We start from the raw sequence: 23,029 nt of genomic DNA, 5'->3' as shown, positions 1-23,029 counted from the left end.
ATTTTATTTTCCGAAGAGTTTACCAAATATACTGCCAAGTCCTCCACCTTTTTGCGTCACTGCAGCCATGGCATCATTTATATCAACTTTTCCATCAGTATTTTGGTCTAGGCCAAATTGACCACCATATTTAGAAATAGCATCCATAATTACTGAATTTTGTCCGCTATTCCCAGAAATTGCCGTAATAATGTCAGAAATTTGAAAACTAGAGTCATTAGGATCTTTTGCTTTATTGATTAACGAACTTATGATTTGTGGAATTAAATTTCCAGCAACACCAGATGCAGCGCCTTCACTTAAACCAAATTTTTCTCCAAGGCTTCCCTTGAATTGCTCGGTTAGTTTTTGAACTATTGGATTCGAATTATTTTGAGCATTATTTCCTTGGAATAATCCTGTAAGTTGATCAACTCCGCCTTCTGAAATTATTTTCTGTAGACCTATAAATATAGAGCTGCTAGCCTCACTGATTACCGCTTCGTTTTGTTCATTTGGAATAGCGTTATTTTTTACAACTGATTCATTTCCATGTTGCTGTGCTAATTGTATTAATTGTTCAAACATAAGATTTCGTTTAGATTTAAATCCAAATATAATAAAAAAAAGGATTCACTATATTTTTAGTGAATCCTTTTCTTCTTGCTTTATTTTACAGATATTACCCTAATATACTAATAATTTGGGAAGCTAATTCAGTACCAATTCTGTCCTGTGCTTCTCCTGTTGCCGCTCCAATATGTGGAGTCAACGAGATTTTATGATTCATCAAAATAGCCATTTCAGGAGTTGGTTCGTTTTCAAAAACGTCTAATCCTGCAAATAAAACTTTTCCGCTATCTAATGCTTTTACTAATGCGACTTCGTCAATAACACCGCCACGGGCACAGTTTACAATTCCTACACCATCTTTCATAATGGCAAGTTCTTTTTCGCTGATGATGTAACCATCTTGAGCAGGAACGTGTAATGTAATGAAATCAGCTTCTTTGAATAAAGATTCTAATGATTGTGAAACAATAGTCGTCGTAATAGATTGTCCGTCAAAAAATTCTACTTTAACATCCACTTGCGGAATAAAACTATCGGCAGCGATAACTTTCATTCCTAGTCCTAACGCCATTTTAGCAGTAGCCTGACCAATACGGCCAATTCCAACTATTCCAAGTGTTTTTCCTCTTAATTCGATTCCATTTGCGTAGGCTTTTTTCAAACCATCAAAGTTGGTATCGCCTTCAAGCGGCATATTTCTGTTCGAATCATGCAAGAAACGAACACCAGAAAATAAGTGAGCAAAAACTAATTCTGCTACTGATTCTGATGATGAAGCCGGAGTATTGATTACGTGAATTCCTTTGCTTTTAGCATAATCCACATCAATATTGTCCATTCCTACACCACCTCGGCCTATGATTTTCAATCCTGGACAAGCGTCAATGATATCTTTACGAACTTTAGTCGCACTACGTACCAAAACTACGCTTATATTATTTTCATTTACAAAGTTAGCCACTTGTTCTTGTGCTACTTTTGTCGTTATCACTTCAAATCCACCTTTTTCTAAGGCTAGAATTCCACTTTTAGAAATTCCGTCATTGGCTAATACTTTCATTTGTATTTTATATTTAAAGATTGAAAAATTTAAAGATTCAATCTGTGTTGTTTAATGTAGTTATTGATTAAAAATTGATTTTTCAAATCTTTAAATCATTCAATATTTTAATTTTTAAATTGCTTTTTCCAAAGCCTGCATAACATCTACTAATACCTGAACACTTTCTAACGGAAGCGCATTGTACATAGAAGCTCTGTAACCACCTACTGAACGGTGTCCAGGCAAACCTGAAATTCCCGCTGCTTTCCACATTGCATCAAATGTTGCAGCATGTGCTTCATCATTTAATAAGAAAGTAGCATTCATGTTTGAACGGTCTTCAACAGCTGCAGCTCCTTTGAATAGCGGATTTCTGTCGATCTCTCCATAAAGCAAAGCCGCTTTGGCATTGTTTATTTTTTCAATAGCAGCGATTCCACCAAGGTTTTTCAACCACTGTAAGGTCAATAATGAGGCGTAAACAGGGAAAACAGGTGGTGTATTGTACATACTTTCTGCTTTGATATGTTTGGCATAATCCAACATGCTTGGGATTATTCTACCATTTTTACCTAAAATTTCTTCTTTTACAACAATCAGCGTAGTTCCTGCTGGGCCCATGTTTTTTTGTGCTCCTGCATAAATCAAATCAAATTTAGAAAAATCCAATTCTCTTGAAAATATATCAGAACTCATGTCGCATACAACTGGCATATCCACTGATGGAAATTCCTTCATTTGCGTACCAAAAATAGTGTTGTTACTTGTGCAATGGAAATAATCAGCATCTGCAGGTATTGTATATCCTTTTGGAATGTGATTGTAATTTTCTTCTTTTGAGGAAGCGACAACGACAGTATCTCCAAAAAGTTTGGCTTCTTTGATAGCTGCTGCTGCCCAAGTTCCTGAATCTAGATAAGCCGCTTTTCCGCCTTCTTTCATCAAGTTATAAGGAGCCATGATAAATTCTAAACTAGCTCCTCCAGCAAGAAATAAGGCGCTGTAGCCTTTGCCTTCAAGTCCTAAAAGTTCAAGAACGATGGCTCTTGCTTCTTCCATAACGGCAACAAAATCTTTGCTTCTGTGCGAAATTTCTAAAAGTGATAATCCGGAATCGTTAAAATTTAAAATTGCTTGTGCTGATTTTTCAAAAACTTCTTGCGGTAAAATACAAGGTCCTGCGCTGTAGTTGTGTTTTTTCATGGTGTAGTTTATGTCCAAAAAATTAAAGTGCAAATTTCGACAATAGGAGTTTAAAAAGCGTTAATTTATTCGAAATAATTGCACTTTTTTATACTATATTGTTAACAAAAACGAAATAGTATCGATGTTATCTGCGTAATTCCATAATCGGGGATTTTGAGTTTCTCCAAAGTCCACGCTGTTTTCTATAGTCTCAGCAGCAACGATACATTGTAATAGCTCGCTTTCCGACTCTAATCTTGTTTTTAATTCCTTTATATCATCGTAAAACTCATAAAAAACACTCGAAATAGGAGAGGCATGACTTTGATCTTCTTTTAAAGTCAAAAATCCATTGTCTAATAATTTAAAATTACTCATCAGGAAAACGGCTTTGTTGTAATCGTAATTGTTGGCGTATTTTTCGTAATGAATGACGTCTTGGTATGCAAAGATCGCTTCAAAAAACGGAACAAACGAATATCCTTTTGGAACAAAAAGTTTAGAAACGTTGCGGCAACCCAATCCAAAATAGCGAAAAATATCTTCTCCTAAAGCGGTAAGTTGTTCTTTGGTTTCATTTCCGGTTAAAACCGCTACTGAATTTCTGCTTTTTCGAATTATAGAAGGTTTGTCTTTAAAATAATATTCAAAATATCGGGCAGTGTTGTTGCTTCCTGTTGCGATAACAGCATCAAAATTTTCTAATTTTCCATCTACAAAAGCAATATTCTGAGCTAGTTCTGGTTGAACAGCAATGATGTATTTCGCTAAAAAAGGTAACAAATGCTGATCGTTTGAGGATGTTTTTACTAAAACAGTATTTCCGGTAATCAAAACCGAAAGGAAATCGTGAAAACCCACCAACGGAATATTACCGGCAAGTATTAAAGCGACTTTTTTAGGCTCTTGAATTGGAATTGTATAGTTTGAAAGCCATTGATTCAGGTTTTCTTCTGTTAATGCTTCTGCCCAAGATTGTATGGAGAAGTAGACGTTTTCAGGAGTATACCAGCCATTGTGCGATTGTGATAATTGTATCAAGTCAACAAAAGCATCAAAAAACGTTTCGTTGTGCAAAACAGCCAAATTTTTTAAAGTGTTATTTTCGGAAAACTGACTTAAAAATTTTCCTAATTCAACAAAAACACTTTTTTTTGTTTCTAATGTCATAATGTTTGCTTATGAATAGTTTTGATTGTAATTTTGCACAAAAATAAGCTATAAAACGTATAGTTAAAAGATTAAAGAGGAAAGATATGAGAATCTTAAATCCAAAATCTTATTTCCTTAATATCCTAAATTAAAAACATGGCAATTATTATAACAGACGAATGTATCAATTGTGGCGCTTGTGAACCCGAGTGCCCAAATACAGCAATATATGAAGGAGCAGACGATTGGAGATACAAAGACGGAACAAAACTGAAAGGAAAAGTGATTTTGCCTGATGGTACCGAAATTGATTCTGATGAAGCTCAAACTCCAATTTCTGACGAAGTGTATTACATTGTACCAGGAAAATGTACTGAGTGTAAAGGTTTTCATGATGAGCCACAATGTGCGGCTGTATGTCCTGTAGACTGTTGTATTCCGGATGACAATCACGTCGAAAGCGAAGAAACATTGTTAAACAGACAAGCTTTTTTACACAACGAATAGGCAGAAAATCTTAATTTTATGCAAAAAAAAATCCTGAACTAATTCAGGATTTTTTTTGTTTTACAACTTTCTTATTCTTTAACCATAATGAAAGTCTCTATTATTACTTTATCAGTTTTATCATCATAAGATTCTAAAACTAGATTTCCGTTAGCATCAAAGTAACCAAAAGAAGTTTTATTTTTTGCTTTGTAAATGTAGTTGTTGTTTGATGTTTTTCTCAAAACTGCAGCTTTTTCTTTGTTTGGTAAATACATATTATATCCGGTCTCAGCCAGTGAAACTTGATATTTCTGTCCATTTAAATTATAATAAGCAGATCTGTCGATATCCACAACATTTGTAACTCCGTTTGCCGTCACTGCAGTAATTGCCGTTACTTGAACAGGCGTATCTTTCATTTCTTTATTCAATACATTAGATTCAGCATCTTTTAGTTCAATATTTTGGATTTCTTTTACTTCCTGCGTTTTGATTAATTTTTTTTCGCCTTTTGAATCTTTAATCGTTGTTACAGTCGTTTTTACTTCTGATTTAACATTTTTATTTTGCGCTTGAATAGTTAATGTAAATAAAAAAGCAATCATTCCAAGAATTATAGTTTTCATAATATTTAATTTTGTGATTAATATGAAACAAATTTACAATCATCTGGCTAAGTACATGTTATGTAATTATGATAAAAGATTATATAATTTACATAAAGGCAGATAAAATCTATGTTTTTACTTTTGTCTGGCAACAATTACAAAAGTGTCATACGCATATGTTTTTCGATCAATAGTGTTGATTATTTCAAAACCATTTAGATATAGAAATAATTGTATTTCATTTAAAGTAAATACGCGAACTGTCGAAAAATCATCTGCTATTATTTCTTTTACGCTTTCTTTGAGGGTATAATATTGAGCAGTCCATTCCAACATGAAATTTTCCGCTGAAGTTGTTTTCCAGCTGCTGCCTCTATAATAAGTGATTCCTTCATGATTTGCCTCATGAATAATAATGGGATTCTCTTTTGTATATGGAATGTACCGATTGGCATCTATAAAATCAAAAATAAGAATTCCATTGCTTGTTAAATTTTTATAAATGGATTTAAAAGTATTGTTGATGTCATCATTTGTAATCATATAACTAGTAGAACGACCAGTAATTAGTATGGAATCTACGGAGTTTTCAAGTTGAAAATCTCGCATGTCGCCATGTATGAAAGTGCAGTCTTTATTTCTCTCTTTGGCGATTGCAATCATACTTTGACTATAATCCAGACCAGTGTAATTTTGATTGTTTTCCAGAAATCGTTTGGCAAGATTTCCTGTACCACTACCAATTTCAAGTATAGTTTTACAATTTTTTTCTTGGATTAAACTATTATAAAAATAATACTCTTCATCATAATCAATAAAGGTTTGGTACATAGCATCAAAAATTGTCGCCATCTTTCCGTTGTAAAGATTTGCCATGATATTCGTATATTAAGTATTAAATTTAGTGATAATAAACGAAATAAAAAAAGGGCTGTCAATGACAGCCCTTTTAAAATTATTCTATAACTGAATTAGAATTTATAGTTCAATGATAAATTAAACATAGTTCCTAATTGGCTGAAGTGATATCCATCATATGTCATTTGAGAATAACGTTGGTTGAAAGTGATCAAGTTAGATTGATTTTTTACTTGAGCAGGGTCATTTAAAATAGCTGTTCCAGCTGCATTTTCTGCTTTGAAATTCCATTCAGGAAGTACATTCAATAAGTTGTTTACATTCAATGCCAAAGTTAATTTTTCAGTTGCAGAGAAAGTAATTCCTAAGTCAGTAACAACTTTTGGAGTAAACTCAGTTCTTAAGTTAGCATTCAAACCATCTTGTTTGAAAGTTGTTTTTCCGAAATAAGTATTGTTCAAAGAGAAACCAAATTTACCAATTTCATAATTAGCTCCTAAAATCCATTTGGTATCAGGTCTTGATGAAAACATTAATGCGTCTAATGTTCCTCCGAATGAATTGTTTGTTACATCAGAGATTCTTTCATTTTGTAAGGTAACATTACCAGATAAATTGAATCCTAATTTTCCTTCTCCTAATAAGATGTTGTTGTAATTAGCTACTACATCTAAACCTGATGTACGAGAATCAAATGAGTTTGAAAAGAAAGCTACATTACCAAATTGAGTATCTTGTCTGTCTCCTAATACAATTCTGTCTTCTACCTTGATATTGTAGTAATCTACAGTAAAGTTGAAGTTTTTAGAAGGTTTAGCTCCAATACCAACAGTTACGTTAGTTGATTTTTCAGCATCTAGTTGTGGAACACCTAAGATACGAGCTTGTGGAGATACGTTATTGATAATTCCACTTACTTGAATTCCTTGACCAGCTACAAAAGAGTATTGTGCTTTTTGTGTGTAAATTTGATGTAGTGTAGGTGCTCTGAATCCAGTAGATACAGATCCTCGTAGTGTAATTTTATCATCTGCAAATTTATATCTTGAGCTTAATTTCCAAACGGTAGCTCCACCAAAATCACTATATTGTTCATGACGAAGTGTTCCGTTGATTAAGAAATCTTCAGTTACATCGTAAGCAACATCAAAATAAGCTCCTAAATTATAACGATTCCATTTTCCTGAGTTTTCAGGTCTATTTCCTGCAAACGAGTCTGCACCAATTCCATCCCAAGAAGCTTTGTCTCCTTCAATTACTTCAAAATTTTCTGTTCTGAACTCAGTACCAAAACCAATACTTACTTTGTCTGATACTATTTTAGAGATATCTAAATTTCCTACAATGTGATTAAAAGAAGTTCCTCCAGGTTGAAAAGTAATAGGGCTGTTTTCTTGATAAACGTTATTACCATTTGCATCTTGAATGTCTGATCTGTTTTGAGAGTTTGTTACTGAATACGTTTGGGAGTTACCACCAACTGTTACACTAGCGTCAGTATTCCAACCGTTTTTAACTGCTTTATATCCTAAAGTAGCATTGTAATCATTTAAATCTCCAACAAAAGTAGGAACATAACCTACGTAAGACGCTGCTGTACCATCTCCAAAGAAATCAGCAAGGTATGGGTTGGCAGGATTTAATGTTCTCCAATATGGGGTTCTGTAATTAGCAAATGAGTTTACTTTTTTGTAAACATATGCCGCGTTATAATACAATGATGTTTCATCTGATAATTCAAATCCACCATTAACTAAAAATTTAGCAGCTGCAGTTTCTGGAGATCCATTGATATTTCCAGCATCTGGTTTTTTTGCAAGGAAAGCTTGAACATCAGAAAGTGAAGCTTCAAAATCTTTAGCTTCACCAGCAGCATCTACAGTTCCAGGTCTGTTTGCAAGATTAACTTTTGAAAAATCAACAGTATAGTTGATATATCCTTTATCACCTACTGTAGATCCATTATTTAAACTTACTCCAATCATTTCTCCGTCACCTTCAGAAGTTACACCACTTCTAGCAGTTACAGATCCACCGTTTGTACTTTTCTTTAAAATGATATTCATAACTCCAGCAATCGCATCAGAACCGTATTGAGCAGATGCACCATCACGAAGTATTTCTACTCTTTCGATAGCATCTGTAGGTATTGCAGAGATATCAGCACCAGTTTCTCCACGTCCTGGAGATGTTTGCACATATAACAATGAACTTAAGTTTTTGCGCTTTCCGTTGATTAAGATTAACGTTCTACTAGGTCCCATGTTTCTTATTTCATATGGATCTAGCAATGAAGTTGCATCATTCACAGGAGTTTGAACCGTGTTGAAAGATGGGATTTTGTACTGTAATGCTTTGTCAAATGATGCTTGACCAGTTGAAGCCAAATCTTTTGATGATATTACATCAATAGGAAGTGGAGTGGTAGTGTTACTTCTTGGAGCCGTTCTTGACCCTGTTACAACTACTTCGTTAAGATTTTGCCCGCCTTCTTCTGATAGAACTACATTTACAACCGCGTCAGTAGCTGCTTTTTCTAATTTAGAAAACCCTACATAGCTAAAAACTAAAGTTGCTCCTTCTTTTACTTTAATTTTATACATTCCGTCCACGTCAGTGGAAACTCCGTTTTGAGTTCCTTTTTCAATAATGTTTACACCTGGTAAAACATTACCAGTGTTGTCTTTTACCACGCCCGAGACTTGCTTTTGAGCAAAAATAAACGAGACGTTTAAGAGGATTAATAATAATGCGAATTTTTTCATAATAAGTTGTGTTTAATTTTTGGTTTGGTTTTAAATCGGTCGCAATATAATTTTTTTTTAACAAAACATTAATAGATATTTTGATTTTTTATAAAAATATTAGTAATTATTTTAAATCTGTCGATAAAATTAATTATCTATTAATTAAATCACCTTAAAATACGAAATTCTTATTGCTTTAATTAATTAGGTATAACAATAAATGCTCTGTTTATATCACCTTACATTCATTTTAATATTATATTTGCAAACTTTTAAAGTGAAGATTACAAAAATAGTGGAGTTCGTTGTTAGCAAATAAAAACGCAATCAAATTGTCCTTTACCACAAGATTATAAAATAGTACGGCACACAACTTTATGTTCCATTAAAAAAACAAATATTATCTACATATGAAAGCAGGAATTGTAGGATTACCAAATGTTGGAAAATCAACATTATTCAATTGTTTATCCAATGCAAAAGCGCAAAGTGCCAACTTTCCTTTTTGTACCATCGAACCTAATATAGGAGTTGTAAATGTTCCGGATTCCAGAATAGAAAAATTGGAAGAATTAGTAAAACCAGAGCGCGTTCAAATGGCTACTGTTGATATTGTTGATATTGCAGGATTAGTAAAAGGAGCTAGTAAAGGCGAAGGTTTAGGAAACCAATTCCTTGGAAATATTAGAGAGTGCAATGCCATTATTCACGTATTGCGTTGTTTTGACAATGATAACATTGTTCACGTTGACGGAAATGTAAATCCAATTCGTGACAAAGAAACCATTGATATTGAGTTGCAGTTGAAAGATTTGGAGAATGTTGAAAAACGATTAGAGAAAGTAAAACGTGCCGCTAAAACAGGAAATAAAGAAGCAATCGTTGAGGAAGCGTTGTTGAACAGAATTAGAGAAACGTTACTTCAGGCAAAATCAGCCAGAACCATAACCCCGCAAAACATTGACGAAGAAGTTTTGATGGAAGGTTTCCAATTGATTACTGCAAAACCAGTTTTGTATGTTTGTAATGTAGATGAAAATTCTGCAGTTAACGGGAATAAATATGTAGACCAAGTTCGTGAATTGGTAAAAGATGAAGATGCAGAGGTTATTGTGCTTTCTGTAGGTGCTGAAGCTGATATTACCGAATTAGAAAGCTACGAAGAGCGTCAGGTTTTCCTTGAAGATATGGGTTTAAGTGAGCCAGGAGCTTCGGTTTTAATTCGTGCCGCTTATAAATTATTGAAACAACAAACTTATTTTACCGCCGGAGTCAAAGAAGTTCGTGCTTGGACCATCAATGTTGGATCAACCGCGCCACAAGCTGCGGGAGTGATTCATACTGATTTCGAAAAAGGATTTATCCGTGCCGAAGTTATTGCGTTTGAAGATTTCGTTCATTACGGTTCGGAAGCCAAATGTAAAGAAGCCGGAAAATTCAAAGTAGAAGGAAAAGAATACATCGTAAAAGATGGTGATGTAATGCATTTTAGATTCAACGTATAAATAAACAGTTATAAAGCTGAAAGTTATAAAGTCGAAAGTTAGCAATAACTTTCGACTTTTTTATGGACCTATTCCAGCTTTCCACTACAAGATTTTCAGATCAATCTCTTTTTTCTAAGACAAAAAAGGAGCTTTCGCTGGTCGCTCTTTTATGCCAAGAAAAAAAGGAGATTGATCTGAAAAATGCTTTCCGTTTCACTCTGGGGTAAAATCGATTTAGAAAGAAATGAAGTTTCGTTTTCTTATCGTTTTTTAAATCTGTGAATCAGTAGTTAATTATTTTGTTGCTATTTTATTTTTAGTACTTTTAATAAAAACTAATTGTCATGAAAATAATCGCTTTTGGCGCAAGCCCCAGTAAAAACTCTATCAATAAAAAATTAGCGACCTACGCAGCAACTCTTTTTGAAAATGCCGAAGTGGAGGTTCTGGATTTAAATGATTTTCAAATGCCGATTTTTACTGTTGATATCGAGCCAGCAATAGGTCAGCACGAGCTGGCAAAAGCATTTCTGGCTAAAATTGCTACCGCTGATATTTTGGTAGTTTCAATGGCTGAAAATAACGGAAATTATTCAGCAGCTTTCAAAAATATTTTTGATTGGTGCTCCAGAATTACAGGAAAAGTTTTTCAGGAAAAACCTATGTTATTAATGGCTACTTCTCCAGGGGCTAGAGGCGGTGCAAGTGTTTTGGAAATCGCTAAAAAAGCTTTTCCATTTTATGGTGGAAACGTAAAGGCTACTTTTTCACTTCCTAGTTTTGATACTAATTTTGATATCGAAAAAGGAGAAATTAGTAGTGTAGAATTGCGAAAAGAACTTCAGAAATTAATCACAGATAATTTTTAACACGATATGATTTCAGTTCAATTGCATTCGATTTTAGATAATGATTTTTACAAATTTACGATGCAGCATGCTGTAATCAAACTTTTTCCAAAGGCTAAAGTTCAGTACGCATTCATTAATCGTGGTAAACATCAATTTCCGTCTCATTTTGCTGAATTACTCCGTAAAGCAGTTGATGCAATGATTCATCTAAAATTGACAGTAGCCGAAAAGAGATTTCTTGCCGATAATTGTCCCTATTTAGATCCTACCTATTTGGATTTTTTGCAAGGTTATCAATATGATCCTTCCGAAGTGTTAATTAAGCAGGAGGGAAGTGACTTGAAAGTGATCATTAAAGGGTATTGGTACCGTACAATCCTTTGGGAAGTTCCCTTGATGGCTTTGATATCAGAACTTTTCTATAAGTCTCAAAATTTAATTCGTGTTAGTGATGAAGATGTTAAAAGAATCACTAAAATAAAAATAGAGAATTACAATAGTTTGGGTGTTGTGATTTTAGAATTTGGAACACGTCGCCGACATTCCTATAAAGTCCAAAGTTTGGTTAATGAAACATTAAATGTTTTTGGTGCAAATAGTTTTTTAGGAACAAGTAACGTGCATTTGGCAATGTTGCAAAACCGAAAACCATCGGGAACGCATGCCCATGAATGGTTTATGTTTCATGCATCAGCATATGGGTTTAAAGTAGCCAATGCTATAAGTCTCGAGAATTGGACAAAAGTGTATCAAGGCGATTTGGGGATTGCATTAACGGATACGTACACAACCGAAGTCTTTTTTGAACAATTCAATAAAAAATATTCTAAACTTTTTGATGGCGTTCGACACGATAGTGGCGATCCAATTGAGTTTGCAAAAAAAACGATCGCACATTACGAAAAAATGGGAATAGATCCAAAATCCAAAATTATAGTTTTCTCTGATTCGTTAAATTATGAAAAAGTAAAAGTCATTGCTGATTATTGTCGAGGAAAAATTAAAATGTCATTTGGCATTGGAACAAACTTCAGTAATGACGTTGGTTTGCCTGCAATGAATATGGTAATTAAACTCACTGATGCCAAACCCGAAAATAGTCATTGGGAAGCTGTTGTGAAATTATCGGATGAAAAAAATAAACACACAGGAACCCCAAAAATGATTGCCTTAGCACAGCAAGTTTTAGGAATTGAATCCTAAAAGCAGTTGATTCTATAAAGACAAAATCATTTTTTGTAATTTTGAAGCATAGCTCTTTTAAAATATATTGAGATATGCTATATTAGCAAACTCAAGGTCTAAGCTAAAGCTAAGACCGAACAGAACCAAGTTAAAATCCAGAAAATTCACAATGTCCGATCAAAATCAATATACCGAAGATAATATTCGGTCACTCGACTGGAAAGAACACATTCGCATGCGTCCCGGAATGTACATCGGGAAATTGGGTGATGGCTCTTCTCCGGATGATGGTATTTATATTCTTCTAAAAGAGGTGCTCGATAACTGTATCGATGAATTTGTCATGGGTGCTGGTAAAACAATCGAGGTAACTATTAAGGATAAGACCGTTACTGTTCGAGATTATGGTCGTGGAATTCCATTAGGAAAAGTCATTGATGTCGTTTCTAAAATGAATACCGGTGGGAAATATGATTCTTTGGCATTTAAAAAATCCGTTGGTTTGAATGGAGTGGGGACAAAAGCCGTAAATGCTTTGTCTAATTATTTTCGTGTAGAATCTGTTCGGGACGAGAAACAAAAAGCAGCAGAATTCTCCGCTGGAAACTTAGTTCTTGAAGAGGATATTATTGATACAACCAAACGCAAAGGAACTAAAGTAACTTTTATTCCGGATGAGGCCATTTTCAAAAATTATAAATTCCGCTACGAGTATATCATCAAAATGCTTAAAAATTATTGTTATTTAAACAATGGTTTGACAATCATTTTTAACGGAGAAAAATATTTTTCAGAGAATGGTCTTAAAGATTTATTAGAAGAAACCATTCACGCCGAAGATTTAGAATATCCAATCATTCACTTGAAAGGCGACGATATCGAGATTGCTTTAACACACAGTAAAACGCAGTACAGCGAGGAATATCATTCCTTCGTAAATGGACAAAATACCACACAAGGAGGAACGCACTTAGCGGCGTATCGTGAAGCAATTGTAAAAACCATTCGGGAGTTTTATAATAAAAGTTTCGAAGCTTCAGATGTTCGAAAATCGATTGTTACAGCGGTAAGTATTAAGGTGATGGAACCGGTTTTTGAATCGCAAACCAAAACTAAATTAGGCTCAACTGATATGGGTTCAGAGCCAGGAATGCCATCTGTGCGTACTTTTGTAAATGATTTCGTGAAAACGAAGTTAGATAATTATTTGCACAAAAACCCTGCAACTTCAGATGCATTATTACGCAAAATTCTTCAAGCCGAAAGAGAGCGTAAAGAATTATCTGGTATTAGAAAACTAGCCACTGATCGTGCCAAAAAAGCTAACCTACACAATAAGAAACTAAGAGATTGTCGTGCTCATCTTCCGGATACTAAAAATCCTAAAAATTTGGAAAGCACGCTTTTTATTACGGAGGGAGATTCGGCTTCGGGGTCGATTACCAAATCACGTGATGTAAATACGCAAGCCGTTTTTAGTTTGCGTGGTAAGCCTTTGAATTCGTATGGAATGAGCAAGAAAATTGTTTATGAAAATGAAGAATTCAATTTATTGCAAGCGGCTTTGGATATCGAAGACGGATTGGAAAAATTACGGTATAACAACATTGTAATTGCAACTGATGCCGATGTCGATGGAATGCACATTCGATTGCTATTGATTACGTTCTTTCTGCAATTTTTCCCTGAATTGATAAAAGAAGGACATTTGTATATTTTGCAAACACCTCTTTTCAGAGTTCGAAACAAGAAAGAAACAATCTATTGCTATTCTGACGAGGAACGAAAAGCGGCAATCGAAAAATTAAAGCCGAAACCGGAAATCACCCGATTTAAGGGATTGGGAGAAATTTCTCCGGATGAGTTCAAGAATTTTATTGGAGAAACCATTCGTCTTGATCCTATTATGATGGACAAAAATACTTCGATTGAGCAATTGCTTTCTTTTTATATGGGAAAAAATACTCCGGACAGACAGGAATTTATCATCAAGAATTTGAAGGTGGAATTAGATGTAATTGAGAAAGTTTAAAAAAACAGATTAAAGTTGATAGGAGGAATCCATATACAATTCATAGAAAATAAATGGACGAAGAAGAAGAAAACATAATTCCAGAAGATCAAAACGAAGGTAAACAGTCTGAAGGACAGCATTTTTACGATAATCAAGAAGACGGAAACGATACCATTACCAAAGTTACGGGAATGTATAAAGACTGGTTTCTGGATTATGCTTCGTATGTAATTTTGGAGCGTGCCGTTCCGGCGATTGAAGACGGTTTTAAACCTGTGCAACGTCGTATCATGCACTCTTTGAAAGAATTAGATGACGGTCGTTACAATAAAGTTGCGAACGTAGTTGGGCACACCATGCAGTATCATCCTCACGGAGATCAGAGTATTGGTGATGCGATGGTGCAAATTGGACAAAAAGAATTATTGATTGACTGTCAGGGAAACTGGGGAAATATCCTAACAGGTGATGGTGCTGCGGCTTCTCGTTACATTGAAGCGCGTTTGTCTAAATTTGCTTTGGAAGTTATTTACAGTCCAAAAATTACCGATTGGGGTGTTTCTTATGACGGAAGAAGAGCAGAACCGAACAATCTTCCAGTGAAGTTTCCGTTGCTTTTGGCACAAGGAGCCGAAGGTATTGCCGTAGGTCTTTCCACGAAAGTTTTACCTCATAATTTCAATGAATTAATCGATTCTTCGATAAAAATATTAAAAGGGAAGCCTTTTACACTGTATCCGGATTTCATGACGCAAGGTATTGCTGATGTGTCAAATTATAATGACGGATTGCGTGGCGGACGTGTTCGGGTTCGTGCCAAAATTGGTCAGTTGGACAAAAATACGTTGGTGATTACTCAAATTCCGTTTTCGACCAATACGACGACTTTGATTGACAGTATTTTGAAAGCGAATGAAAAAGGTAAAATCAAAATCAAGAAAATTGAAGACAATACCGCGGCGGAGGTAGAGATATTAATTCACCTTTTTCCGGGTGTTTCTCCTGATAAAACCATTGATGCATTATTTGCTTTCACGGCTTGTGAAACTTCGGTGGCGCCGTTAGGTTGTGTGATAGAGGATAACAAACCACTTTTTATTGGTGTTTCTGAAATGTTGAAGATATCAACGAACAGAACGGTTGAATTGCTGAAAAGTGAACTTGAAATTCAATTGAGTGAATTGGAGGAACAATGGCATTTTCTTTCTTTAGAGCGTATTTTTATCGAAAATAAAATCTATCGTGACATTGAAGAAATGACGACTCGTGAATCGGTAATTAAAGCTGTTGATGATGGTTTGAAACCACATACAAAACACTTAAAACGTGCGGTTACCGAAGAAGATATTCTACGTTTGTTAGATATCCGAATCATGCGTATTTCCAAATTTGACAGTAATAAAGCACAGGATAAAATTGAATCATTGGAAGGTGATATCGAGCAAGTAAAACACAATTTAGAACATCTGATTGATTTTGCAATTGCCTATTTTTCGAAGTTGAAAGAGAAGTACGGAAAAGGCCGTGAACGTCAGACAGAACTTCGAATTTTTGATGATATCGAAGCGACGAAAGTAGTTTTAAGAAATACTAAATTATACGTCAATAAGGAAGAAGGATTTGTAGGGACGAGCTTGAAAAAAGATGAATACGTGACGGATTGTTCGGATATTGATGATGTAATTGTTTTTCTGCGTGACGGAAAAATGATGATTACCAAAGTAGATGCCAAAACTTTCGTGGGTAAAGACATAATTCATATTGCTATTTTTGACAAAAGCGATAAAAGAACGATTTATAACATGATATACCGTGATGGAAAATCGGGGCCTTCATACATAAAACGTTTCAATGTTTCTGGAGTTACCCGAGACAAAGCCTACGATTTAACCAATGAAACTGCTGGTTCTCAAGTATTGTATTTTTCTTGCAATCCAAATGGTGAAGCAGAAGTAATTACAATATTATTACGCCAGATAGGAAGTGTCAAAAAATTAAAATTCGATATTGATTTTGCCAGTTTATCGATAAAGGGACGTGCTTCTAAAGGGAATTTAGTTACCAAATATCCAATCAAAAAAATAGAATTGAAGGAGAAGGGAATTTCTACTTTATTACCAAGAAAAGTTTGGTTTGATGATACTGTTCAACGATTGAATGTAGATGGAAGAGGAGAATTGTTAGGCGAATTCAGACCAAGTGATAAGATTTTAATCATCTCACAATCGGGGAAAGCGAAGGTAATTACGCCGGAATTGTCTACGCATTTTGATGAAGATATGGTAGTTTTAGAAAAATGGATTCCAAAGAAACCAATATCAGCCATTTATTATGATGGAGAAAAAGAGCGTTATTATATCAAACGTTTTTTAGTAGAAACGGAAAACAAAGAAGAAAGTTTCATCACGGAACATACTAATTCACATCTCGAAATAGTGTCTACTGATTATCGTCCTGTAGCCGAATTAGTTTTTTCAAAAGTAAAAGGTGTTCAAAAAGAAAATATGACGGTGGACATTGAATCTTTTATTGCCTTGAAAGGATTTAAAGCGCAAGGAAATCAGTTAACTGCTGATAAGTTGAAGCAAGTTAATTTGATGGAACCCTTGCCTTATGAGCCACCTGCTGAGGTGATTCCGGAAGTTGCAGAAAATCAAGAAATTGATGGTGATAGTGATGAAGTACAATTAGATGATGATGGACAAATAACATTAAGTTTAGACTAAAAAAAAAGCTTCCGTTTGAAAGCTTTTTTTATCGCAATTTATTTTTTGTTTTTATTCATTTTCATATTTAGTACTTCAACAAGTAATGAAAATGAAATTGCGAAGTATAAATATCCTTTTGGCACTGGTGTAACATGGCTACCAAAGATCAAAGCATTTGATAAATGAGCGCTTTCAGTAAGTAACATCATTCCAATTAGTATTAAAAATGATAATCCAAGTATCTGAATAGAAGGGTGTTTGTTTACGAAATTTCCAACAGGAACAGCAAATTGCATCATAACTAATACAGAAATAACTACGGCAGTTATCATAATGTATAAAGCACCTTCCACTCCGTTTGTCATACCCACCGCGGTAAGAATACTATCAAAAGAGAAAACTAAATCAATCATGATAATTTGTAACAGTACGTTCTGGAATGATTTCGTTGCTGCTTTTCCTATTTCTTTTTCTTCATGTCCTTTTTCATCAACTTTCTCCCTGATTTCATTTGTACTTTTATAAATTAAGAATAAGCCACCACCTAGTAATATAAGACTCTGACCGGTAATTCCAGCTGAAAACCAACTAAAATCAATATGAAACCAAGGTTCTTTCATTTGAATCAATAAGTTGATACCAAACAAAAGTGCAATTCTCATGAACATGGCTAGGAACATTCCTATTTTAGTAGCTCTTTTACGTTGTTCTACGGGCAATTTCCCGGTAGCAATCGATATGAATATGATATTATCGATTCCCAATACAATCTCCAGAAATGTCAATGTTAAAAGGGCAATCCAGGCGTCGGGATTTAAAAATACTTCCATTTTGTTCAGTTATAAATTATAATTCTTAATCGGCAATTTTGGTAACGGTTCCTTTTTGTTTGGCATCTGATCCAACCATTCCAAATTCAAAGGTATACGAATTTTTTGAGGTTGTCAAAATTTTCATACCAATAGCTTTTTTCTCTGCCATATTTTTAGGATGAATTTTTTGTAATACATATTCACAATCATTTACCCATCGAATTGCAGCGGTATCTGTTTTACCTTCGAAAGTTTCAATCTCGATAGTGTCATTGCGTTCAAAAAGCGTGGTTTTTTTCACACCGTCAACTTCATATTCAAACTTGAATTTTCCAGTTTTAAAATCTTTGCAATTACGATCCGCATCATAACACGACATTAGAAGCAGTAGTGGGAGGAGGAATATTATTTTTTTCATTAGTAAGAGGTTTATTTTTAATTTTATAAAGTAAATCAATTTTACTGATTCAATCGAAGGGTTGTAGTTAGAAATCTAATTACACAATTTTAATATCATATTTGTCCAAAAGTCCAATAATTCCTTGTGTTGAAAATTTTGCTTTTTTCATCGGATTGAATTCAGGATCAATTTTGAAATCAGTAGCTTTTGAAAAATCGGCTCCAGCTAATTGCGTATTATTGAAAATAGCACCATCTAAATTACTATTATCGAAAACAGCATTTGTAAGATTAGTTCCAACAAAGCTTACTTCTCTTAATGAACAGGAATTGAATTTTGTCTTTGGCATTTTTTTATTGGCAAACGAGGAATAATCCAAAACACATTCCTGAAAACTCACATTAAACAAGAAATCATCACATTCCTCAAATTGAATTCCCAGTAATTTGCAGTTTTTAAATTGAATCCCTTTTAAACTTGTCCCGGATAATTTAGTCATAGCCAAATTGCAATCAATGAACTCGCAATCCATAAATGTGCTATACGAGAAATCACTATTTGATAAATCACAGTTTTTAAAAATGCAATCCTCAAATTCTCGGTTGTTTACTTTTTTATCGACGTAAACAATTTTTTCAAATGTTTTTTGTACATGAATTAGGTTTTCCATTAGTCGTTAAATAAGCTTTTCATAATTGTTTTTAACCCCAAGAACATCAAATACATGGCAGCAATACAAGCAACAATTCCAATTGCTAAAACTAAATAATGCCACACATTTTGTTTGTTCATAAAGGCATTATATATTAAAGTAGGCCCAATGAAAATCAATGGTAAAGCTCCGGATAAATATTTGATTCCTTTAGATAATAGTTCTTTGTTGGTTGCCATTGTTTTGTTTAAAGTTTAAGGTTCGAAGTTTTTGAAAGTTGTCAAAATATTTACCTGTAATCTGTTTATTGAGTTGTAAAATTATCAACAACTTTCCTTACGCTACCGTGCTTTTTTAATAAATCAGCGGCTTGTTCATAGGAGACGGGAATTTCTTCCATAATCATTTTCACACCGCGATCCACGAGTTTGCTGTTGCTGAGTTGCATATCGACCATTTTGTTGCCTTTCACTTTTCCCAGTTGAATCATTGTGGCTGTCGAAATCATGTTGAGCACCAATTTCTGAGCTGTTCCGGCTTTCATGCGGGAACTTCCCGTTACAAATTCAGGTCCTACAATTACTTCTACAGGAAATTTTGCGGTTTGCGAAAGCGGACTTCCCACATTGCAAGAAATACTTCCTGTGGTAATATTATTTTCGTTACAAGCTTGTAATCCTCCAATAACGTAAGGTGTTGTTCCTGAAGCTGCAATACCAACCACGATATCATTTTTATTTATATCAAAAGCTTTCAAGTCAATCCAGGCTTGAGTAGCGTTATCTTCGGCATTTTCTACGGCTTTGCGTATTGCGGTATCGCCACCAGCAATAATGCCAATTACTAAATCGAAAGGAACGCCAAATGTTGGTGGACATTCAGAAGCATCTAGTATTCCAATACGTCCCGATGTTCCTGCGCCAATGTAGAATAATCGTCCGCCAAGTTTCATTTTTGCAACGATTTCAGTCACTAAAGTTTCTATTTGGGGTAACGCTTTTTCTACGGCAAGCGGTACGGTTTTGTCTTCCTGATTGATATTAGATAACAATTCTTGAACCGACATTGTTTCTAAACGTTCGTATTTTGAGGATTGTTCGGTGGTTTTTGTGAATTCCATATATCTGTTTTTTGCGTAAGGGATATCAGCGGAAATCCTTTTTATTTTTTCTTTAAAAATAAAAAGATTGAAGCGAATAGCCCGACCCTTGCGGTCACGCCCAAATTATTAATTTATATAAAATATGCCAATGCAATTCCTATCACAATCATTGAAACCTTGGCAATATTGAACTTGTGTCCTTCGCTGCTTTCGAAAATAATGGTGGATGAAATATGAAATAATATTCCTATTACGATGGCTGTGATTTCAGTATAATATACATTTAATATTGGCAAATAATCAGATAATATGGTCCCTAGTGGCGTCATTACTGAAAAAGTGATCATGAAGAAAAAAATGGCTTTTTTGTTCAGACTTGCATTGATAAAAAAGGTAGTCAGAATTATGGCAATAGGTAAATGATGAATGGCAATTCCAATGGCTAAATCATGATGATGGCTTACAGGGAATCCTTCTAGAAACGCATGTATACAAAGACTTACGAATAGTAACCACGGAATTTGTGTCATTATTTCGTGTCCGTGAACGTGACCGTGTTCAGCACCTTTAGAGAAAAATTCCAATATGATTTGGAACAATATTCCCAGCATGATAAAGAGTCCAATGTTTGGGTTTGCACTTTCGTAAATTTCAGGTAATAAATGCATTACCGTCAAGGAAAGTAAAAAAGAACCACTGAATGCCAATAACAATTTTAGGTTGGTTTTGTTCTTTGGTCGTATGATTATTGCAACGATATATCCTACAAGTACCGAAAGTAATGGTAAAAGGTAATTCATTTATTTAAAAATCATGATTAGGCGTTCGCTTTCTGTTTTGTGGAATTTTTTTAATTTGTAATCACCAAAAATATCCAACAAATAAATTCCGGCTTCTTCCATTAATTCCTCAAAATCTTTTAGGGTTAACGCTTTTACTTTTTCGGTAAAATGAAATTTTTGACCTTTGTCTTCAAAGTCAATTTCTTTGTAAATATGACCGTCTTTTAAATAACGTTTGATATGAAAATCGATTCCATCAACTATTTTTGTTTCTTCAGGAACTAGCGTTTCAAGGACTTGGGCAACATTCATGAAGTCAATCACGGCAAAACCATATTCCGAAAGACTTTCTTTGATGGCTTTTAGCGTGGTCAGATTGTCTTCGTCATTTTCGAAATAACCAAAGCTGGTAAATAAATTGAAAATGGCATCGTATTTCTCTTCAAAATGTTCACGCATATCGTGTACTTTAAAATGAAGGGTTTCATTCGTATTTTTATTGGCTTCGGCAATACTGTTCTCCGATAAATCAGCACCAAGAACATCAAAACCCAATTGGTTCAAATAAATAGAATGGCGTCCTTTTCCGCAGGCTAAATCCAATACTGTTGCCTTTTCAGGAAGGTTCAGATAATGGGTAAGATTGTCCATGAAAACCTGGGCTTCTCTATAGTTTCGGTCCTTGTAAAGGATGTGGTAATAAGGAGTGTCAAACCACGAACTGTACCAGTTTTCAGGTGTTTGTGGTTGATTATCGGTAGAGGATTTGCTAGATTCGGACATTTATTATTTTTCAATTAATTCGATTGATGCAAATTTAGTGTATTTTTGCCGAATATAACGATAACAATTCCCGCTTTAGTGGGCAAAAGGGGCAAATGGAAAATAATTTTAAAATGGTTGCCAAAACCTTTTTTGGTTTTGAAGAAATATTAGCAAAAGAGTTGCAAAACCTTGGCGCGCAAGATGTGGAGCAAGGGGTAAGAATGGTAAGTTTTAAAGGAGATAAAGGCTTTATGTACAAAGCGAATTTGTCTTTGCGTACCGCTTTAAAAATCCTGAAACCTATTTATTTTTTCAAGGCCAATAACGAACAGGCTTTATACAAAGGAATTTCGAGCATGAACTGGTCTAAATTATTAAATGCCAATCAGACATTTGTGATTGATACCACAGTACATTCGGAATATTTTAATCACTCGGAATTCGTTTCTCAAAAATGTAAAGATGCGATTGTGGATCAGTTCAGAGAAAGAACTGGTCAACGTCCAAGCATTGATAAAATTCATCCTGATTTAAGAATCAACATTCATATCGATAAAGACCAAGTTTCAGTGGCACTGGATACTTCAGGAAATGCATTGAATCAACGTGGATACAGGACTGCGACCAATATTGCTCCTATAAATGAGGTTTTGGCAGCAGGAATTTTATTGCTTTCTGGTTGGGATGGTCAAACGGATTTCTTGGATCCAATGTGTGGTTCGGGAACATTTTTAGCCGAAGCAGCCATGATTGCCTGTAACATTCCGGCAAACATCAATCGTAAAGAATTTGCTTTTGAAAAATGGAACGATTGGGACAATGATTTGTTTGATAATATCTCGGACAGTTTATTGAAACGTGTTCGGGAGTTTCATTACACGATAAAAGGCTATGATAAAGCACCAAGTGCGGTTCAAAAAGCCAAAGACAATATCAAAAATGCCAATCTTGACGAGTATATTTCGATTGAAGAGCAGAACTTTTTTGATACTGAAAAAACTTCAGAAGGGAAACTGCATATTGTTTTCAATCCACCGTATGATGAGCGTTTGGACATTCACATGGAAGAATTCTACAAAAATATTGGAGATACATTGAAGAAAAATTATCCTGGAACAAATGCCTGGATGATTACAGCGAACTTGGAAGCACTGAAATATGTTGGATTAAAACCTTCGAGAAAAATCAAACTTTTTAATGCTGGTTTAGAAGCCCGTTTGGTAAAATACGAAATGTACGAAGGTAGCAAAAGAACGAAGTTTCAGGTAACAACTGATAGCGCTGAATAAACAATATTCAATTTTTTACGTTCAACTTTTGATTTTAAAACTTTAAGACTTAAAAAAATGACCAAATTACAAATACGAGCATTCCTATACCAACTGGGATGTTTTGCGATATTATTTATTTCTGCCAGATATTTAGTAGAACATTACACGAAATTAACCGGATTTTGGATTCCCTTAACCGCGTTTGTTATTGGAACGCTTTTGTCGCCAAAATTTCATGCAATAAAAACCAAAGATGGAGAGAAATTATTCATGAAATGGATTTTCATGAAAGGAATAAAGGAAATAGGATAGTTTAGAAATCCTGAGATATTAGTTTTAAATATGAACCGCTAATTTGCTAATTTTT

General features: G+C 34.4%; 22 protein-coding genes. 8 read left to right on the top strand and 14 right to left on the bottom strand.

The features are described from left to right. Window positions 1–3 precede the first annotated feature (3 nt). The 4 genes from G7A72_RS04185 to G7A72_RS04170 all read right to left on the bottom strand — a co-directional run bounded on the left by G7A72_RS04185 (window position 4) and on the right by G7A72_RS04170 (window position 3,949). Entirely contained in the window at window positions 4–567 is a 564-nt protein-coding gene (locus G7A72_RS04185; protein WP_165151544.1) for a hypothetical protein, read from the bottom strand. Window positions 568–661: 94 nt separating this feature from the next. Beyond that, window positions 662–1,612: a D-2-hydroxyacid dehydrogenase gene (locus G7A72_RS04180; RefSeq protein ID WP_165151543.1), complete on the bottom strand. Its 951-nt coding sequence runs from the start codon at window positions 1,610–1,612 to the stop codon at window positions 662–664. A gap of 114 nt (window positions 1,613–1,726) precedes the next feature. Next, window positions 1,727–2,797, bottom strand: a complete 1,071-nt coding sequence (gene serC, locus G7A72_RS04175) for a 3-phosphoserine/phosphohydroxythreonine transaminase (RefSeq protein ID WP_113666806.1) — start codon at window positions 2,795–2,797, stop codon at window positions 1,727–1,729. Between the two features lie 93 nt (window positions 2,798–2,890). After that, entirely contained in the window at window positions 2,891–3,949 is a 1,059-nt protein-coding gene (locus G7A72_RS04170) for an acyl-CoA reductase (protein WP_165151542.1), read from the bottom strand. A gap of 138 nt (window positions 3,950–4,087) precedes the next feature. Here G7A72_RS04170 and G7A72_RS04165 point away from each other — a divergent pair, with 138 nt between their 5' ends. Further along, window positions 4,088–4,438: a 4Fe-4S dicluster domain-containing protein gene (locus G7A72_RS04165; protein ID WP_091171992.1), complete on the top strand. Its 351-nt coding sequence runs from the start codon at window positions 4,088–4,090 to the stop codon at window positions 4,436–4,438. Window positions 4,439–4,509: 71 nt separating this feature from the next. On the opposite strand, the gene G7A72_RS04160 is transcribed toward G7A72_RS04165, so the two are convergent. The 3 genes from G7A72_RS04160 to G7A72_RS04150 form a co-directional block, all read right to left on the bottom strand. Then, window positions 4,510–5,046 (bottom strand): hypothetical protein, encoded by a 537-nt coding sequence (locus G7A72_RS04160; RefSeq protein ID WP_165151541.1) that lies wholly within the window; start codon window positions 5,044–5,046, stop codon window positions 4,510–4,512. Between the two features lie 117 nt (window positions 5,047–5,163). Further along, window positions 5,164–5,904 carry a class I SAM-dependent methyltransferase gene (locus tag G7A72_RS04155; protein WP_165151540.1) on the bottom strand — a complete coding sequence of 247 codons (741 nt, stop codon included), beginning with the start codon at window positions 5,902–5,904 and terminating at the stop codon, window positions 5,164–5,166. Between the two features lie 95 nt (window positions 5,905–5,999). Continuing rightward, window positions 6,000–8,651 (bottom strand): TonB-dependent receptor, encoded by a 2,652-nt coding sequence (locus tag G7A72_RS04150; protein WP_165151539.1) that lies wholly within the window; start codon window positions 8,649–8,651, stop codon window positions 6,000–6,002. A gap of 392 nt (window positions 8,652–9,043) precedes the next feature. Here G7A72_RS04150 and ychF point away from each other — a divergent pair, with 392 nt between their 5' ends. The 5 genes from ychF to G7A72_RS04125 all read left to right on the top strand — a co-directional run bounded on the left by ychF (window position 9,044) and on the right by G7A72_RS04125 (window position 16,896). Then, window positions 9,044–10,138, top strand: a complete 1,095-nt coding sequence (gene ychF, locus G7A72_RS04145) for a redox-regulated ATPase YchF (RefSeq protein WP_113666810.1) — start codon at window positions 9,044–9,046, stop codon at window positions 10,136–10,138. A 326-nt stretch (window positions 10,139–10,464) separates the two neighbouring features. After that, a complete protein-coding gene (locus G7A72_RS04140; protein ID WP_165151538.1) occupies window positions 10,465–10,989 on the top strand; it encodes an NADPH-dependent FMN reductase in 525 nt (174 codons plus the stop codon). Between the two features lie 6 nt (window positions 10,990–10,995). Further along, a complete protein-coding gene (gene pncB / locus G7A72_RS04135; protein ID WP_165151537.1) occupies window positions 10,996–12,174 on the top strand; it encodes a nicotinate phosphoribosyltransferase in 1,179 nt (392 codons plus the stop codon). Between the two features lie 151 nt (window positions 12,175–12,325). Continuing rightward, the gene (locus G7A72_RS04130; RefSeq protein WP_113666813.1) at window positions 12,326–14,188 is read left to right on the top strand and encodes a DNA topoisomerase IV subunit B; all 1,863 of its coding nucleotides are present in this window, start codon (window positions 12,326–12,328) and stop codon (window positions 14,186–14,188) included. Window positions 14,189–14,241: 53 nt separating this feature from the next. Further along, complete coding sequence (locus G7A72_RS04125) at window positions 14,242–16,896, top strand: DNA gyrase/topoisomerase IV subunit A (RefSeq protein ID WP_113666814.1); 2,655 nt, start codon at window positions 14,242–14,244, stop codon at window positions 16,894–16,896. Between the two features lie 38 nt (window positions 16,897–16,934). Here G7A72_RS04125 and G7A72_RS04120 read toward each other — a convergent pair whose 3' ends face one another. The 7 genes from G7A72_RS04120 to G7A72_RS04090 form a co-directional block, all read right to left on the bottom strand. Further along, window positions 16,935–17,708 carry a TerC family protein gene (locus G7A72_RS04120; protein WP_113666815.1) on the bottom strand — a complete coding sequence of 258 codons (774 nt, stop codon included), beginning with the start codon at window positions 17,706–17,708 and terminating at the stop codon, window positions 16,935–16,937. Window positions 17,709–17,733: 25 nt separating this feature from the next. After that, window positions 17,734–18,108, bottom strand: a complete 375-nt coding sequence (locus G7A72_RS04115; protein WP_165151536.1) for a DNA topoisomerase IV — start codon at window positions 18,106–18,108, stop codon at window positions 17,734–17,736. 79 nt (window positions 18,109–18,187) lie between these two features. Beyond that, entirely contained in the window at window positions 18,188–18,760 is a 573-nt protein-coding gene (locus G7A72_RS04110; RefSeq protein WP_165151535.1) for a pentapeptide repeat-containing protein, read from the bottom strand. Then, window positions 18,760–18,981, bottom strand: a complete 222-nt coding sequence (locus tag G7A72_RS04105) for a DUF6095 family protein (protein WP_113666818.1) — start codon at window positions 18,979–18,981, stop codon at window positions 18,760–18,762. Before G7A72_RS04105 ends, G7A72_RS04110 begins: the two co-directional genes overlap by 1 nt. 65 nt (window positions 18,982–19,046) lie before the next feature. Next, a complete protein-coding gene (gene murQ / locus G7A72_RS04100) occupies window positions 19,047–19,862 on the bottom strand; it encodes an N-acetylmuramic acid 6-phosphate etherase (RefSeq protein ID WP_165151534.1) in 816 nt (271 codons plus the stop codon). A 113-nt stretch (window positions 19,863–19,975) separates the two neighbouring features. After that, the gene (locus tag G7A72_RS04095) at window positions 19,976–20,644 is read right to left on the bottom strand and encodes a ZIP family metal transporter (RefSeq protein ID WP_165151533.1); all 669 of its coding nucleotides are present in this window, start codon (window positions 20,642–20,644) and stop codon (window positions 19,976–19,978) included. Beyond that, complete coding sequence (locus G7A72_RS04090) at window positions 20,645–21,409, bottom strand: bifunctional 2-polyprenyl-6-hydroxyphenol methylase/3-demethylubiquinol 3-O-methyltransferase UbiG (RefSeq protein WP_165151532.1); 765 nt, start codon at window positions 21,407–21,409, stop codon at window positions 20,645–20,647. It abuts the gene before it with no gap. 95 nt (window positions 21,410–21,504) lie between these two features. Between G7A72_RS04090 and G7A72_RS04085 the strand changes: the two genes are divergently transcribed. Together G7A72_RS04085 and G7A72_RS04080 are read left to right on the top strand one after the other, a co-directional pair. Next, entirely contained in the window at window positions 21,505–22,680 is a 1,176-nt protein-coding gene (locus G7A72_RS04085) for a class I SAM-dependent RNA methyltransferase (protein WP_165151531.1), read from the top strand. A 57-nt stretch (window positions 22,681–22,737) separates the two neighbouring features. Next, entirely contained in the window at window positions 22,738–22,974 is a 237-nt protein-coding gene (locus G7A72_RS04080) for a hypothetical protein (RefSeq protein ID WP_113666825.1), read from the top strand. Window positions 22,975–23,029 lie beyond the last annotated feature (55 nt).

Origin of the sequence: Flavobacterium sp. Sr18 (assembly GCF_011064265.1) — a bacterium.
GTDB classification, from domain to species: Bacteria; Bacteroidota; Bacteroidia; order Flavobacteriales; family Flavobacteriaceae; genus Flavobacterium; species Flavobacterium petrolei.
This window is presented reverse-complemented; position numbering and strand designations above follow the sequence as displayed.

Bases quoted from the DNA above. Each gene is read 5' to 3' on its own strand.
- G7A72_RS04185 (WP_165151544.1), bottom strand. From the start codon at position 567: ATGTTTGAACAATTAATACAATTAGCACAGCAACATGGAAATGAATCA.
- G7A72_RS04180 (WP_165151543.1), bottom strand. From the start codon at position 1,612: ATGAAAGTATTAGCCAATGACGGAATTTCTAAAAGTGGAATTCTAGCC.
- serC (WP_113666806.1), bottom strand. From the start codon at position 2,797: ATGAAAAAACACAACTACAGCGCAGGACCTTGTATTTTACCGCAAGAA.
- G7A72_RS04170 (WP_165151542.1), bottom strand. From the start codon at position 3,949: ATGACATTAGAAACAAAAAAAAGTGTTTTTGTTGAATTAGGAAAATTT.
- G7A72_RS04165 (WP_091171992.1), top strand. From the start codon at position 4,088: ATGGCAATTATTATAACAGACGAATGTATCAATTGTGGCGCTTGTGAA.
- G7A72_RS04160 (WP_165151541.1), bottom strand. From the start codon at position 5,046: ATGAAAACTATAATTCTTGGAATGATTGCTTTTTTATTTACATTAACT.
- G7A72_RS04155 (WP_165151540.1), bottom strand. From the start codon at position 5,904: ATGGCAAATCTTTACAACGGAAAGATGGCGACAATTTTTGATGCTATG.
- G7A72_RS04150 (WP_165151539.1), bottom strand. From the start codon at position 8,651: ATGAAAAAATTCGCATTATTATTAATCCTCTTAAACGTCTCGTTTATT.
- ychF (WP_113666810.1), top strand. From the start codon at position 9,044: ATGAAAGCAGGAATTGTAGGATTACCAAATGTTGGAAAATCAACATTA.
- G7A72_RS04140 (WP_165151538.1), top strand. From the start codon at position 10,465: ATGAAAATAATCGCTTTTGGCGCAAGCCCCAGTAAAAACTCTATCAAT.
- pncB (WP_165151537.1), top strand. From the start codon at position 10,996: ATGATTTCAGTTCAATTGCATTCGATTTTAGATAATGATTTTTACAAA.
- G7A72_RS04130 (WP_113666813.1), top strand. From the start codon at position 12,326: ATGTCCGATCAAAATCAATATACCGAAGATAATATTCGGTCACTCGAC.
- G7A72_RS04125 (WP_113666814.1), top strand. From the start codon at position 14,242: ATGGACGAAGAAGAAGAAAACATAATTCCAGAAGATCAAAACGAAGGT.
- G7A72_RS04120 (WP_113666815.1), bottom strand. From the start codon at position 17,708: ATGGAAGTATTTTTAAATCCCGACGCCTGGATTGCCCTTTTAACATTG.
- G7A72_RS04115 (WP_165151536.1), bottom strand. From the start codon at position 18,108: ATGAAAAAAATAATATTCCTCCTCCCACTACTGCTTCTAATGTCGTGT.
- G7A72_RS04110 (WP_165151535.1), bottom strand. From the start codon at position 18,760: ATGGAAAACCTAATTCATGTACAAAAAACATTTGAAAAAATTGTTTAC.
- G7A72_RS04105 (WP_113666818.1), bottom strand. From the start codon at position 18,981: ATGGCAACCAACAAAGAACTATTATCTAAAGGAATCAAATATTTATCC.
- murQ (WP_165151534.1), bottom strand. From the start codon at position 19,862: ATGGAATTCACAAAAACCACCGAACAATCCTCAAAATACGAACGTTTA.
- G7A72_RS04095 (WP_165151533.1), bottom strand. From the start codon at position 20,644: ATGAATTACCTTTTACCATTACTTTCGGTACTTGTAGGATATATCGTT.
- G7A72_RS04090 (WP_165151532.1), bottom strand. From the start codon at position 21,409: ATGTCCGAATCTAGCAAATCCTCTACCGATAATCAACCACAAACACCT.
- G7A72_RS04085 (WP_165151531.1), top strand. From the start codon at position 21,505: ATGGAAAATAATTTTAAAATGGTTGCCAAAACCTTTTTTGGTTTTGAA.
- G7A72_RS04080 (WP_113666825.1), top strand. From the start codon at position 22,738: ATGACCAAATTACAAATACGAGCATTCCTATACCAACTGGGATGTTTT.